The organism is Fodinicola acaciae (assembly GCF_010993745.1).
Lineage (GTDB): Bacteria > Actinomycetota > Actinomycetes > Mycobacteriales > HKI-0501 > Fodinicola > Fodinicola acaciae.
This window is the reverse complement of record NZ_WOTN01000003.1, coordinates 612,171-625,193: the sequence shown is the minus strand read 5'-3', so window position 1 is coordinate 625,193 and position 13,023 is coordinate 612,171. Positions and strand designations below refer to the sequence as shown.

General features: G+C 66.8%; 12 protein-coding genes and 1 pseudogene. 7 read left to right on the top strand and 6 right to left on the bottom strand.

Annotated elements, in window-relative coordinates:
• Positions 1-6: 6 nt before the first annotated feature.
• The 3 genes from GNX95_RS29245 to GNX95_RS29235 are packed head-to-tail and all read right to left on the bottom strand — an operon-like array spanning position 7 to position 3,400.
• Positions 7-651 carry a response regulator transcription factor gene (locus tag GNX95_RS29245; protein WP_163510851.1) on the bottom strand — a complete coding sequence of 215 codons (645 nt, stop codon included), beginning with the start codon at positions 649-651 and terminating at the stop codon, positions 7-9.
• Complete coding sequence (locus tag GNX95_RS29240; protein ID WP_163510850.1) at positions 639-1,901, bottom strand: sensor histidine kinase; 1,263 nt, start codon at positions 1,899-1,901, stop codon at positions 639-641. Before GNX95_RS29240 ends, GNX95_RS29245 begins: the two co-directional genes overlap by 13 nt.
• Positions 1,902-1,930: 29 nt before the next feature.
• Positions 1,931-3,400 carry a nitrilase-related carbon-nitrogen hydrolase gene (locus tag GNX95_RS29235; protein ID WP_163510848.1) on the bottom strand — a complete coding sequence of 490 codons (1,470 nt, stop codon included), beginning with the start codon at positions 3,398-3,400 and terminating at the stop codon, positions 1,931-1,933.
• A gap of 166 nt (positions 3,401-3,566) precedes the next feature.
• Here GNX95_RS29235 and GNX95_RS29230 point away from each other — a divergent pair, with 166 nt between their 5' ends.
• The 3 genes from GNX95_RS29230 to GNX95_RS29220 all read left to right on the top strand — a co-directional run bounded on the left by GNX95_RS29230 (position 3,567) and on the right by GNX95_RS29220 (position 6,072).
• Positions 3,567-4,259, top strand: a complete 693-nt coding sequence (locus tag GNX95_RS29230; RefSeq protein WP_163510846.1) for a haloacid dehalogenase type II — start codon at positions 3,567-3,569, stop codon at positions 4,257-4,259.
• Complete coding sequence (locus tag GNX95_RS29225; protein WP_163510845.1) at positions 4,256-4,894, top strand: GntR family transcriptional regulator; 639 nt, start codon at positions 4,256-4,258, stop codon at positions 4,892-4,894. Before GNX95_RS29230 ends, GNX95_RS29225 begins: the two co-directional genes overlap by 4 nt.
• A gap of 170 nt (positions 4,895-5,064) precedes the next feature.
• Positions 5,065-6,072, top strand: a complete 1,008-nt coding sequence (locus GNX95_RS29220) for a hypothetical protein (protein WP_163510844.1) — start codon at positions 5,065-5,067, stop codon at positions 6,070-6,072.
• A gap of 21 nt (positions 6,073-6,093) precedes the next feature.
• On the opposite strand, the gene GNX95_RS29215 is transcribed toward GNX95_RS29220, so the two are convergent.
• Positions 6,094-6,738: a FadR/GntR family transcriptional regulator gene (locus GNX95_RS29215; protein ID WP_222854024.1), complete on the bottom strand. Its 645-nt coding sequence runs from the start codon at positions 6,736-6,738 to the stop codon at positions 6,094-6,096.
• A 165-nt stretch (positions 6,739-6,903) separates the two neighbouring features.
• Here GNX95_RS29215 and GNX95_RS29210 point away from each other — a divergent pair, with 165 nt between their 5' ends.
• From GNX95_RS29210 to GNX95_RS29200, 3 genes are read left to right on the top strand one after another with little or no spacing between them, the layout of a single operon-like run.
• Positions 6,904-8,175: an ABC transporter substrate-binding protein gene (locus GNX95_RS29210; RefSeq protein ID WP_163510842.1), complete on the top strand. Its 1,272-nt coding sequence runs from the start codon at positions 6,904-6,906 to the stop codon at positions 8,173-8,175.
• Positions 8,172-9,074 (top strand): carbohydrate ABC transporter permease, encoded by a 903-nt coding sequence (locus tag GNX95_RS29205; RefSeq protein ID WP_163510841.1) that lies wholly within the window; start codon positions 8,172-8,174, stop codon positions 9,072-9,074. The genes GNX95_RS29210 and GNX95_RS29205 overlap by 4 nt, the downstream gene beginning before the upstream one ends.
• Positions 9,074-9,955, top strand: a complete 882-nt coding sequence (locus tag GNX95_RS29200) for a carbohydrate ABC transporter permease (RefSeq protein ID WP_163510839.1) — start codon at positions 9,074-9,076, stop codon at positions 9,953-9,955. The genes GNX95_RS29205 and GNX95_RS29200 overlap by 1 nt, the downstream gene beginning before the upstream one ends.
• A 360-nt stretch (positions 9,956-10,315) precedes the next feature.
• Here GNX95_RS29200 and GNX95_RS29195 read toward each other — a convergent pair whose 3' ends face one another.
• The gene (locus tag GNX95_RS29195; RefSeq protein WP_222854023.1) at positions 10,316-10,582 is read right to left on the bottom strand and encodes a hypothetical protein; all 267 of its coding nucleotides are present in this window, start codon (positions 10,580-10,582) and stop codon (positions 10,316-10,318) included.
• Positions 10,583-10,720: 138 nt separating this feature from the next.
• Here GNX95_RS29195 and GNX95_RS29190 point away from each other — a divergent pair.
• Positions 10,721-11,637: pseudogene (locus tag GNX95_RS29190) on the top strand (IS982 family transposase).
• Positions 11,638-11,758: 121 nt separating this feature from the next.
• On the opposite strand, the gene GNX95_RS29185 reads toward GNX95_RS29190, so the two are convergent.
• Complete coding sequence (locus tag GNX95_RS29185) at positions 11,759-13,015, bottom strand: HNH endonuclease signature motif containing protein (protein ID WP_163510838.1); 1,257 nt, start codon at positions 13,013-13,015, stop codon at positions 11,759-11,761.
• Between the last annotated feature and the right edge of the window lie 8 nt (positions 13,016-13,023).

Genomic DNA, 13,023 nt, shown 5'->3' with positions numbered 1-13,023 from the left:
AAACTCCTATTTGACACGCAGGAACCGCAGCACCGCGAGTACGCGGCGGTGGTCGCTGTCCACCAGCGGCAGGTCCAGCTTGGTGAAGATGCTGTTGACGTGTTTGGCGACCGCGCTTTCGCTGATCGCCAGGGCGTTGGCGATGCCGGAGTTGGACCGTCCCTCGGCCATCGACGCCAGCACCTCGGTCTCGCGCGTTGTCAGTCGATCCAGCGGATCGCCGCGATGCCGCACCAAAATCTGCGACACGACCTCCGGATCCAGCACGGTGCCGCCGGCCGCGACCTGCCGCAACGCGTCCAGGAAGGTGGACACGTCGGCGACGCGGTCCTTCAGCAGATAGCCGACTGCGCTGGTCGGCCCGGACAGCAACTCGGTCGCATAGCGTTCTTCGACGTACTGCGACAGGACCAGGACCGGAAGCTTCGGAAACTGGCTGCGTAAAACCAGCGCGGCGCGCAGGCCTTCGTCGGTGTGCGTCGGCGGCATGCGTACGTCCACGACGACCAGATCCGGCTGGTCGGCCTGTACGGTGGCCAGCAGTGCCTCGGCGTCGCCAACGTCGGCGACCACCTCGTCGCCGTGACTTTCCAGCAACCGCACCAAACCGTCGCGCAGCAGGATCGAGTCCTCGGCGATCACGATCCGCATGGCAGCTCCACGATCATCGTCGTTCCCTCGTCCGGCGGACTGTCGAGGTGGAGTGTGCCGTCCACCGCGGCGATCCGCTGCCGGAGGCCGCGTAGGCCCGTGCCGGCACCGTTTTCCACCGCTCCGCCGCGGCCGTCGTCCACGATGGTCAGTCGGAGCAGGTCGCCGTCGCGGCGCGCGGTGATGTCCACAGTGGACGCTCTCGCATGCTTGGAGATGTTGGTCAACGCCTCGGAAACCACGAAATAGGCCACCGACTCCACGGTCGCCGACGGCCGCCGGTCGACCGAGACGTTGAGCCGCACCGGCACCGGTGACCGGCTCGCGAGGCCGGACAGCGCGGCGTCCAGGCCGCGGTCGGAGAGCACGGCGGGATGCAGCCCGCGTACGAACGACCGCAGCTCGGCCAAAGTCTGCTTCGCCTCTTCATGTGCGGCGGCGATCGCCTGAGCGGCCGGATCGGTCGGGTCGCCGAGGCTCTCCCTTGCCATGCCCAGGCTCATCGCCAGCGCGGTGAGCCGTTGCTGCGTGCCGTCATGCAGGTCGCGCTCGATCCGCCGGCGCTCGGCGTCGGCGGCATCGATGGCGCCGGCCCGGCTCGCCGCCAGGTTTTCCAACCGCTGTCGCAATGTGTCGGCGCGCCGCGGACCGAGCAGCCGCTCGGCCAGCCAGGTGTCCACAAGGGACAGTCCACGAGCCAGCCATGGCGCGGAAAACAGGCAGGCGAGGCCGGCGCAGGTGTACGCGGCCAGCTCCTCCGGTGACAACGCCAGCGACCAGCCGTACGCGACGACCGGCGTCAGCGCGATGCCGATCGTCCACGTGGTCACCATGACAGCGACACCGAACACCGACAACGGCAACGACAACAGGTGATACGCGACCTGCCGGCCGGTGCGCGCCGACAGCGCGCGGTCGAAAAGCCGGCGAAACCGGCCGGCGTCCGGATCCGACCGCGGCGGCGCGGCCAGCTCGATCCGAATGCCGAGAATGGCCGCGAAACGCGACCGTTGCGCATGGCCGAGCGCCTCCGCGCACCAGGCCAACGTGACCAGCGTCAGCAGCGCGGGGACCACGGTGACCGCGAGTCCTACCGTGAGTACGCCGAAAAACACCATCATGAAGAATGCGGTGGTGGCGATCGGCAGGCCGGCGGCCAGATGTGCGGTGGCGCGCCAACCCGCCGCGCGGACCGGCGCCAGCAGCACGGCTGTGGCGATCCGGCCGCCGCGCGGCGAGGTTGTCGACATGGCACCAGGATAAAGTGGCCGCATGCCGGTCAGACGCGGCGCGACACTGCGACACCGGTGAGCACGAGCATGCCGGCGACACACAACCAGGCGAACAGGTCGCCGACAATGCCGTAGACCGTCCAGGTGCCGGTCATCGGCACGTACGCCACCATGGTCTGCTGCGGCGCGCTGAAATAGTTGGTCCTGCCGAGCTGACCGCCATACGGGTCGACGGTGATCGCGATGCCGTTGCTGGTCTGCCGGAAAACCGTGTAGCCGTTTTCGACCGCGCGGAAGACCGCGTTCTCCGAATGCGTGTGCTCGATGCCGTTCCAGTCGTTGGCCGGCACGAACATGATGTCCGCGCGGGTGCGCAGCGTACCCGGGAAATCCGCGTCATAGCAGACGACGTTGGCCAGCCGGCCGTACGGTGTGGCGGTCACCGGCACGATGCCGTCGCCGGCGGGGAAGTTTTCCAGTCCTGGCACCGGGTGCGCCTTGTCGAAGGTGGACAGCACCCGGCCGTCCGGCCCGACCAGCACGGCGAGGTCGCGCAGGTCGGGTTGGCCATCCAGGACGACCGCGATCCCCGTGTCCAGATAGATGTGTTTCTCGCTGGCGAGTTGTCCGGCTTTCGTCAGGAAATCGGCGTAGTCGTCGTGCAGGACGAGCGCGCCCGCCTCCGGCCAGGCGACGATCTTCGCTCCGGCGTCCGCCTCGACCCGCGTACGCGCGAAGAGGTCGTCGTTGACGATCGCGAATGCCTTGCGCAGCACCGGTTTCTGCTCCGGCCGCAGCTCGGGTGTGTGGAAGTTGTCGATCTGCCGCTGCCGCTCCTTGGCGGCTTTCGACGGGCTGATGCCGGCGACGCGCACCAGATTGTCCGCGGTCGGCGCTGCCGCGAGCCGTACGCCGCCGCCGAGGAGGACGACGCCAAGGACTGCCGCGTAAACCACTGTTACCGTACGGAAAGACCGGCGTTCCAGTGCCAGGTTGGCGATCGGGGCGAGCCACGCCATCAGGAAGCTGATGCCATAGATGCCGGTCACCGATGCCAGCTGCAGCACCGGAAGACTGCTCGACTGCGTGGTGGCCAGCGGACCGAAAATGGTGCCGAACGGACTGACCACCGCGATCAGGAACTCGGCCGCGACGCGGCACACCGGAAACACCAGCGTGCCGAGAAACGGGTTGAACCGCCGGAAAAGCAGTCGGTCGGCCAGCAGCGGCAGGTCGAGGATCAGGCTCATCGCGAGGCATCCGGCCAAAATCGGCCAGGCGTCGAGCCGGTTGGCGGCCGCGAGGAAGGTGATGGTCGCGGCCGCGGACGACAGGAAGACGCAGCCGAATCCGGCGAGTACGCCGGTGCCGCGGGTGAACCGCATCAGGCAGATCGCGAACAGCCAGCCGGCGACCGGAATCGACCACTCGCTGTGCAGCGCGAACATGCCGAGCACGGCCCCGGCCGTCAGCCATCCGTATTTCCGCCAGCCGGTGGCGAGGAGTTGGGTTGTCATACGGCTGAGCCTCGCCGACCGTACGGCCACCGTCACTGGCGTTGGTTGCCGACTTGACCTGCACTTATCTCCACCCCCATGACTGATGCGGAGGCTGCCGACCGGTTGCCGCGATCGAAGAGCGTGTCATATTGTCAGACAGAGTGGCAAACAGACAGGAGGAGCTATGGCGCCGTACGAGGTGGCGACGTTCGACAACTACGGGACGCTGACCGACTGGGAAGGAGGCATCGCGCAGTTCCTCTATCGGCTCGCGCTGCGCAACGGCGACCGGCTGCTGGTGCCGGGCAGCGAGCTGCAGCAGGAGTTCGAGGCGATCCAGTATGACCTCATCGGCGGCAGTTATCGCAGCTACAAGCAGGTGCTGGCGGAGAGCCTTGCGACCTTCTGCGACCGGCACGGCTGGCCGTACGACGACCGGCTTGGCCGCGACCTGGCCGACGCGATGCGCTCGTGGTCGTCGTTTCTCGACACCAACCCCGCGCTGACCAGGGCCAAGGCGGCCGGCATGAAGCTGGCGATCCTGTCCAACACCGACCGCGACATCATCTCGCACAGCATCCGCCACCACCGGGTAGCGTTCGACTTCGTGATCACCGCGGAGGACACCCGGACCTACAAGCCGGACGACGCCTTCTTCGCGTACGCGCTGGCCGAGATCGGGGTGCCGGCGGACCGGATCATCCACGTCGCTTTTGGCTTCAAATATGACAACGCGCCGGCCAAGCGCGCCGGCTTGACGACCGCCTGGGTCAACCGGCACAACGAGCCGCAGCGGGCCGGCGTCGCGGCCGACCACGTGTGGCGCGACCTGTGGCCGCTGGCCGGCCTGGCCGACGGAAGGCCGATCCCGGAGTGAGCGTCCTGCGGATCACGAGTACGACCGACGCGTTGGTCGCCGAGCTGCGCGAGCGCATCCTCGGCGGCGAGCTGCGGCCCGGCGAACCGATCCCGGAGCTGGCGCTGGCGGACAAATACCGGGTCGCGCGGCCGACCGTGCGTGCCGCGCTGCAGTCGCTGGTGGCGCGCGGCCTGCTCATACGTGAGCACGGCAAGTCGGCACGTGTGCCGGTGCTGACCGTCGAGGACGTCGATGACCTGTTCTTCATGCGCGAACCGCTCGAGCTGCACGTGGTGACCACGCTCGCGCGCCGCGGGCTTTCGCGGGCGGACGCAGACCGGCTGCTCTCCGGGCTCGCGGCGATGGGGCCGGAGGCGAGCTGGGCCGACCGCGTGGAGGCGCACACCGACTTTCACGTCGGACTGGTCGACGCGGTCGGCAGTCCGCGGTTGAGCCGCGCGTACGCCGGCGTACATGAGGAGATGCAGCTCTGCCTCGCGCAGCTGCAGTCGACCTATCCCGGCCCGACGGCGCTGCTGGACGTGCACCGCCGGCTGCTCGACGCGATCCGTACCGGCGACCCGGAGCAGGCTCGCCAGGAGATGACCGACCACATGAAAGGCGCCCGAGACGCATTTGTCGCGCAAAACTAAAACGTCCGGACAAAAGCATATTTATCCGGTGCACGATCGGGCCGACGTCTTAATTTTGTATAGATAAAGCCGAATCGAGTCGCAACTTTCCTACCGGAGCTGGCGGCCTCTCGTAGATAATGGCGCCTCACGAGGAGATGTTGTCCGCAGCCCGAGGGAGGGTCCACGCCATGGCCGACGCCGGCCCAACACTGCCGGAGCAGTCGCGTACGCGCCGTGTGTGGTGGTCTCCGGCCGCGCTGGTGGCGCTGATCGCCGCCGCGCTGCTGATCGTCGGACCGTGGACACCGCTGGCCAGCTTCGGCTTCGCCTCCGGCTGCGCGTACGCGGCGCCGGCCAACCCCAACCACGTCGGCGTCGTCGTCGACAACGGCATCCCCGGCAAGGCGGTCGAGTTCAGGTGCGTCGGCTGGGGGAGCGGCATGACCGCCAAGGACGCGCTGGTCGCCGCGTACAAGGACGCGAAGTTCGGCGCGGACGGCCGGGCCTGCTTCATCGACAACTATCCCTCCGGCGGCTGCCAGAGCCCCCCGCCGGCCAACGCCGGCTACTGGGCCTTCGCGACCTCGGACGGCAAGGGTTCCTGGGTCCAGCAGGACAAGACAGTCAGCCAGGACCTGAAAATCGGCAACGCCACTGTCGTGGGGTGGAAGTACATCGCCGACGGTGGCGCGCAGCAGACGCCGGCGATCATGCCGAAGATCGAGACGATCTGTCCTCCCGGTTCCACGGTGACGCCGACGCCGTCCAAGACGCCGAGCAAGTCGCCGACTCCGTCGCACACACCGACCACCGGCAGCACGACCGGCGCGCCCGGCAGCGGATCCAACCCCGGCACCGACTACACACAGCCGTCGTACCAGACGCCGACCGGCCAGCCGACGCTGCCGTCCTACCCCGGCGGCGGCTATCCCGGCGCCCCCGGTGCGGTCGACGCCGGCAACGCCGGCACGGCCACCCCTGGCGGCACCGGCATCGGCGGCAAGCTGCCGGACAACCGGGCCGCCGCGTACGACACCAGGGACTGGACGCGTTGGGGCCTGATCCTGGTCGCCGCCGGGTTCGCGCTGGTCATCGTCACGATGGGCCTGTTCGGCACGAACGTCTACCTGTCCCGCAAGGCCGCGCCGAAAGGCCGCCACCGCCGCTCCGAGCGCCGCACCACCTTCGCCGTCTAGTTTCCGAAAAATGGCTAGGCCCTAGGCGGACTGTGCGCGGGTCACGTCCTCGGCGGCTTTGACCAGCAGGCGCAGCACCGCACCAGCGGCGGCCTCCGGGTCGGCGGCCCTGATGGCGTCGACGACCGCGCGATGGCTGGGGACCGGGTCGTCGACGAGCGCGCCGTGCACGATCCGGTCGCGCTCGGCCAGTCCGGTCTCGATCACGACCTCCAGGCGTACGAGCAGCTCGTTGTGCGTCGCCGCGAGAAGCGCGCGATGGAAGGCGAGGTCGGCCTCGACCGCGCCGGCCGGGTCGGTGGCCGCCGCCATCTGACCGAGTTTTTCCTCCAGCGCCCGCAGATCCGCGTCCGTACGCCGGAGTGCGGCCAGCTTCGCGGCTCCTGGCTCGACGATCTCGCGTAGGTCGTGCAGGTCCTGGAAGAGGCCGGGTTGCGGCCGCGGACCGAAGCGCCAGCGCAACAGGTCGCCGTCGAGCAGGCTCCAGTCGGCGCGCGGCCGGACGTACGTGCCGCGCTTTGGCCGCGCGTCGACCATGCCTTTCGCGGCCAGTACGCGCAACGCCTCGCGGATGACCGTGAGGCTCACGTCGAGTTCGGCCTGCAGCGCCGCGATGTCCAGCGTCGCGCCTTCCGGGAGCTGGCCGGACAGGATGCGCCGCGCCATGGTCTCCACGGTCTGGCCGTGGATGCCACGTCGTACGGATCGTCCCATTCCGGCCGTTCCTCCCGCTAGCTGTAACCATTAATTACGAAGATATCTTGACAGCTGGTTCTCCGGGCCGGCAACCTTGCCGGAACACGAGTTCCCGAGCCGGGAGGTTCTCTTCAGATGAACGACATCAGTCGGCGCGGATTTCTGGCCGGTCTCGGCGGACTCGGTGCGGCGGCAGCACTCGGTGGCTGTGCGACCACACCGACCGGCGGTGGCGGTGGCACCGACACGCTGACCCTGCAGTCGTCGCTGTCGGACGCGGCGCCGAAGGCCGCGCTGACGAAAGTCGTTGAGGGCTATACGAAAACCAAGGTCACGCTGAACACCATCGCGATCGAGTCCTTCCGCGCTCAGCTGCCGACCTATCTCAACTCGGCCAACCCGCCGGACGTACTCACCTGGTATGCCGGCTCGGTTGCCCGTGACTACGCCAAAAAAGGCTTCCTGCTCGACGTTTCCGACCTGTGGAAGGGAAACGGGCCATGCGCCGGCTTCTCGCCGGCGTTGCGCGAGCTGTCGACGGCGGCCGACGGCAAGCAGATTTTCGTACCGACCAGCTACTACTGGTGGGGCGTGTTCTACCGGAAGTCGATGTTTGCGAAGTGGGGCGTACGGCCGGCGACCGACTGGCCGGGGTTTTTGGCGCTGTGCAACACGTTGAAAGGCAAAGGCGTCAACCCGCTGACGATGGGGACCGGCTCCACGGCGTGGGTCGCCTCCGGCTGGTTCGACTATCTCAACCTGCGGATCAACGGCGCGACCTTCCACCGTGACCTGCTGGCCGGCAAACATTCCTTCGACGGCCCCGAAGTGCGCAAGGTGATGGACTACTACAAGCAGATCGTGCCGTTCTTCGACCGGAAAGGTCGCTCGTACTCCTGGCAGGACGCGGTGACGCCGCTGGTCAACGGCTCGGCCGGGATGTATCTGATCGGCGCGTTCGTCACGCAGTCGGTGCCGAAGGACGTCCTCGACGACATCGACTTCTTCCAGGTGCCGATCGTCGATCCGGCCGTACCCGTGGCCGAGGAAGCGCCGACCGACGGCTTCTTCGCCAGCGCCAAGTCGCGGAACGTGGCCGGCGCCAAGGATCTGATGACGTATCTGGCCTCGCCGGCCGCGCAGCAGCAATACATCAAGCTGGCCAACTCGTCCAACCTGCCGACCTCGTCGAAGGTGAGTACGGCGGATTTCTCCCCGCTGGTGCAGAAAGGCGTCAAGCTGCTCAACGGCGCCAAGGCGATCACGCAGTTCTTCAACCGCGACTCCAGCGACGAGCTGCAGACCACCGCGGACACCGCGCTGACGAAGTTTCTCGACTCACCAAAGGACGTCTCGACGATCCTCGCGGCGTGGCAGGCCTCGGCGCAGAAGGTGTTGTCTTCATGACGATGGCCGCCAGCCGTGTCGTACGCAGGCCGGTCCGCGGACGCGTGCCGTGGCCGGTCTGGCTTTTCCTGCTGGTGCCGGCGGCGGTCGAGCTCGGCTGGGTTTTCTGGCCCGGCATCAACAGTTTCTATCTGTCGATGACCAAGTGGAACGGTCTGGGCGCGCCGCTGTCGGTCGGCCTGAAAAACTTCACCGATCTGTTCGCCGACGATGTTTTCCGGCAGGCGCTCGGAAACAACGTCATCTGGGCCATCGGCTTCGGCGCGCTGTCGGTGGCTGGCGGCCTGGCGCTCGCGGTCGCACTCAACCGCCCGCGCCGCGGCGTCGGCATCTATCGCAGCGCGATCTATCTGCCGATGGTGTTTTCCCTTGCGGTGACCGGACTGTTCTGGCGCGTGCTCTACCAGCCGGACGGCACGATCAACGCCACGCTCGGCCTGGTCGGCCTGACCAGCTGGCAACACCAGTGGCTCGCCGACCCGAAAACGGCACTGTACGCCGTACTCGTCGCCGCCGTCTGGCGACAGGTCGGCTATGTCATGGTGCTCTATCTGGCCGGCCTGAAAGGCTGCGACCCGTCGCTGGACGACGCCGCCGCCGTCGACGGAACGACGGCGTGGCAACGATTCTGGTATGTCGTGTGGCCGCAGCTGCGCGGCGTCAACACCGTCGTCTTCGCGGTGACGGTGATCGATTCGCTGCGTACCTTTGACATCGTGTGGGCCATGACCGGCGGCGGTCCGTACCACTCGTCGGAGCTGCTCAGCACCTACATGTTCGAGCAGGGCTTCACGTTCCTCAACCTCGGTTATGCGTCGGCGATCGCGGTGGTGATCTTCGCGCTGGCGATCCTGTTCATCATCACCTACCTCGTCCGCGCGACCCGGCAGGAGGACTGATGGCCGCGCCAGTGCTGGAAAAACCGGCGGTGTCCGCGACCGTACGCCCACCGGCCCGGCGCCGGCGGCGAGGTGGCTGGCTGTTCCACGCGATCATGACGCCGCTGACGCTGCTGTGGGTCGCGCCGATGGTCTTCGTCGTGCTGATTTCGGTGCGGTCGTTCGACGACATCTCGCGGCGTGGCCTGGCCGCACTGCCGGATTCCTTTGGTCTCGGCGGTTTCGTCACCGCGGTGGGGGAGGGCGGCATCGGTCTGGCCTTGCTGACCAGCGCTGAGGTGACCGTGCCGGCTGTCATCCTGAGCCTGTGGCTGGCGTCGATGGCGGCGTTTGCCCTGAGCCGTTATCACATTCCGTTCCGCCGGGCGATCCTGCTGACCATGCTGGCCGGAAACCTGCTGCCGCCGCAGATCCTGCTCATCCCGGTCGCGCGGATCAGCGAAGGCCTCGGCATTTATGACACGCTGGTCGGCTTGGTCGCCATCCACGTCGGCTTCGGCCTCGGCTTCTACACGTTCGTGCTGCACGGCTTCATGCGGTCGATTCCGTTGGAGATCACCGATGCCGCCAAGATCGACGGCGCCGGCGTGGTGCAGACGTACTGGCGGATCATCCTGCCGCTCTGCCGCCCGTCGCTGGCCGCTCTCGGCGCGCTCGCCACCACCTGGATCTTCAACGACCTGATCTGGTCGATCACGGTGCTGCGTACGCAGGCGAAGTTTCCGGTCACCGCCGCCCTGCTCAACCTGCAGGGTGGCTATGTCAGCAACTGGAACGTCGTGGCCGCCGGCGCGATCCTCGCCGCGATCCCGACCGCGATCGTGTTTTTCGCCTTCCAGCGCCATTTCGTCTCCGGCCTCCTGATGGGCTCCACCAAATAGCGCGCTTCTGACGCAGGGGGCGCGGCCGAAGAGGCGTATTCGGTGGCGGTGCGAGAATGTCTCGGTCGCGCGGATCGCCGCTGAGCCGGAGTGCGCGGCGCCACGGACGGCCCTGAGCCGCGCCGCAACAGTGTCAATGGCCTCTGCCGCACCCGGCGGGCGCACACGCTGCTTGTCAAGTTTTCTGGGTAAGGGGCGGCCGGGACCGGGTCGCGGGCGTGATCCAGGAGTTGGTAGGGCTTCTCGTCCATGCAGACCACCGGAACGGCCCGATCGTAGGGGCGAACGTAGACGTCCAGGACGTCTTCCATTCGCGCGACGAACTCGCCGTTGCCGCGGCGGGGATGGTCCAGCACTCCTTCAGGTGAGGACGAAACGCCGTTTTTTGACAACCTTCCCGATAGTCGAGTGATCCAGATTCGGCATGTCCCGCATCAGCGCGATGTGCTTTTCCAACAGTCGCAGCGTCCACCGCGACCTGCCCTCCGGGGGCGTCGAGCATCCCAGCGCGATCAGCCGGGCCTCGACCTCACCGGTCACGATCGGCTCGACCGGCGGCGTGGACCGCCTCTTACGCCGGATCGTGGCCCCGACATCACCGTCATGCTCGACATACGCCCTGGCCACGTTCGCGATCGTCTGCGGATCGACACCGACCTTTTCAAATTTTAGCGACGACACTCTACTAGACGAGTGATTCCTAATTGATCATGCTCGGCGTGGTGGCTGGGCTGTAGACGTGGCGAAGGGTATCGATGCCGGTTTGTGAAGACTGACCTCGATACCCTTCTGACGGCACTGTACGTGTTCGTCGATGACCAGGTTGTTCCGGTATCCGCGCAACGAGGGGGCTCGCCAGCGCGGCGGCCTGGTCGTCCCAAGCGGCTCAGCGATGCGGAGTTGGTGTGTCTGGCGGTCGCGCAGGTGTTGTTGGGTTATCCGTCTCAACATCACTGGTTGCGGGCTTGCTACGGCCGGTTGGGTCACTTGTTCCCGTGGTTGCCCAAGCAGCCGGGGTACTCCAAGCGGCTCACGGCGGCTGGGCCGGTGATCGCCGAGGTCATCGCCCAGTTGGCGCGGCAAGTGTCCGCCGAATCGGATCAGTACCGGTTCATCGACGCCACACCGATCCCGTGCGGCTGCTCGGTCAGCACCGTCAAGCGGTCCGCACTGGCTGGGATCGCCGGATACGGCTACTGCGCCAGCCACTCACGCTGGTACTGGGCAGTCAAGCTCTACCTGGTCACGACCGCGCACGGCATGCCAATCGGGCCTGGTGCCTGGCCAACCCCAAACTGGGTGAACGCGAGGTCGCGATCGAACTGCTCGGGCACGCCCGTGACCAGCACCTGCTCCCCGACCGATGCGTGCTCATCGGCGACAAAGGCTTCGCCGGCACCGATTTCCGCACCCAAACCGCTGACCTGAGCATCACCTTCATCCGTCCCGACCGCAAAAACGAAAAACACCGGTTCGGCAACCTCGGCGGCATCCGCCAGCTCATCGAGTCCGTCTTTGACACCGGCAAAGGCCAACTCTCCCTGGAACGACACGGTGCTCGAACCGCCGAAGGCCTCTACGCACGCATCAGCCAGCGACTCCTCGCCCTCGCCGCCGCGATCTGGCACAACTGCGCCATCAACGTACCCATCAAACGATCCCTGACCGCCTACGACCACTAATTAGGAATCACTCGTCTAGGCTTCCAGCGGCGGACGCCAGCGGGCGCGCGCCGTCGATGGCGTTGTCGGCCTGGTTGGACGAGCACGGGTGTTGTGTTGGTTGGTGGTCCACCTGTTCGGTTTAGTTGAACAGGTGGTAGGTATTTCGTAGCGGCTTTTGCTCGAAGTCCACGTACTGCGGTGGAATAAACTCCGGAACGCCGTCAACAATCCGGACCTGCCAGTCACCATGATGAATCATTCGGTGGTGGAACTCGCACAGCAGCACGCAATTGTCGATGGAGGTTTCACCGCCGTCGGCCCAGTGCCGCACGTGGTGAGCCCGCGTCCAGCGTACGGGTCGGGTGCAGCCGATCATCGCGCAGCCGCGGTCACGCGCGATCAACGCCTTACGCAGCTCGTCGGTGACCAGCCGTTCGGTGCGGCCGACGTCCAATGCTTCGCTTTGGGTGCCGAGCACCAGTGGAGTGATGTCGCAGTCGCACGCTAGCCGGCGGGCGGCTTCGGGGCTGATGACGGTGTTTTCGTACGCGCGGACCTGCCCGAGCTTGTCCCTGAGCATCTCCCACGACAAGGTGATCGTCAGGTGGGGACGCTCGCGGCCCTGGATCGGCAGCTTCTCACTGTCCGCGATCAAATTCAGCGCGTCGGCCAACGCGTCGCCGTTGCGTTCGGCGGCCGAGCGGCGGTCTTTGGTTTTGCCTTTGTCGTCGGTCCGTGGCTTGGCCAGCGGGGAGAGGATCTCCTGCATCAGGCTGCCCGTCTCGGCATCGAAACTGCCGCGGAACGCGAGCCGACCATCGGTGCCGGTGCGCAAATACAGCTCGCGGCGCGGCGTGGCGTTCTCCTCTTCCGACGGCATGGTGCCATCGGGGTCGAGGTGGCCATGGACGCGGTTGCCGAGCTGGTGCAACTCACGTGCACGCAACTGGGACGCCGCGTCGACCAACGTTTTCTCGGCGAACCGCCGCTCCTGGATACCGATCCGACGCGGCAACTTGGTGATAATCGTCCGGATCGCGTCCAACTGCGAATCGGCAAGCTCGCCGCGGCGCATGGCCTCGCCGGCGTATTCCAACTGCGGCGCCAGCTTCTCACCGGTGGCCAACGCGCGGCTGCCGCAGAACGCCCGTGCGCGCTGCACGCACCGGCTGGCCTCGGTGGGGGAGAACTTCAGGAAATCCTCCAGGAACGCGGCCGTGTCGGCGTGCCCGAACTTCGTCGCGATCGTCTGGTCATCGGCGGCTTTCACCACTGCGAGAAGCGCCGCTTTGGCCGTACGCACCGCCTGCTCCGCCAACCGCAACGCGGCCGCGAACTCCTCCTTGCCGGACAGCAACGACGGATCACCCGCCAGCTGAAATGAAGGAGTGGTCATGCCGCCAA

Coding starts and splice junctions, on each gene's coding strand:
- GNX95_RS29205 (WP_163510841.1), top strand. CDS start 8,172: ATGACGATGGCCGCCAGCCGTGTCGTACGCAGGCCGGTCCGCGGACGC.
- GNX95_RS29230 (WP_163510846.1), top strand. CDS start 3,567: ATGGCGCCGTACGAGGTGGCGACGTTCGACAACTACGGGACGCTGACC.
- GNX95_RS29240 (WP_163510850.1), bottom strand. CDS start 1,901: ATGTCGACAACCTCGCCGCGCGGCGGCCGGATCGCCACAGCCGTGCTG.
- GNX95_RS29220 (WP_163510844.1), top strand. CDS start 5,065: ATGGCCGACGCCGGCCCAACACTGCCGGAGCAGTCGCGTACGCGCCGT.
- GNX95_RS29200 (WP_163510839.1), top strand. CDS start 9,074: ATGGCCGCGCCAGTGCTGGAAAAACCGGCGGTGTCCGCGACCGTACGC.
- GNX95_RS29185 (WP_163510838.1), bottom strand. CDS start 13,015: ATGACCACTCCTTCATTTCAGCTGGCGGGTGATCCGTCGTTGCTGTCC.
- GNX95_RS29210 (WP_163510842.1), top strand. CDS start 6,904: ATGAACGACATCAGTCGGCGCGGATTTCTGGCCGGTCTCGGCGGACTC.
- GNX95_RS29245 (WP_163510851.1), bottom strand. CDS start 651: ATGCGGATCGTGATCGCCGAGGACTCGATCCTGCTGCGCGACGGTTTG.
- GNX95_RS29235 (WP_163510848.1), bottom strand. CDS start 3,400: ATGACAACCCAACTCCTCGCCACCGGCTGGCGGAAATACGGATGGCTG.
- GNX95_RS29215 (WP_222854024.1), bottom strand. CDS start 6,738: ATGGCGCGGCGCATCCTGTCCGGCCAGCTCCCGGAAGGCGCGACGCTG.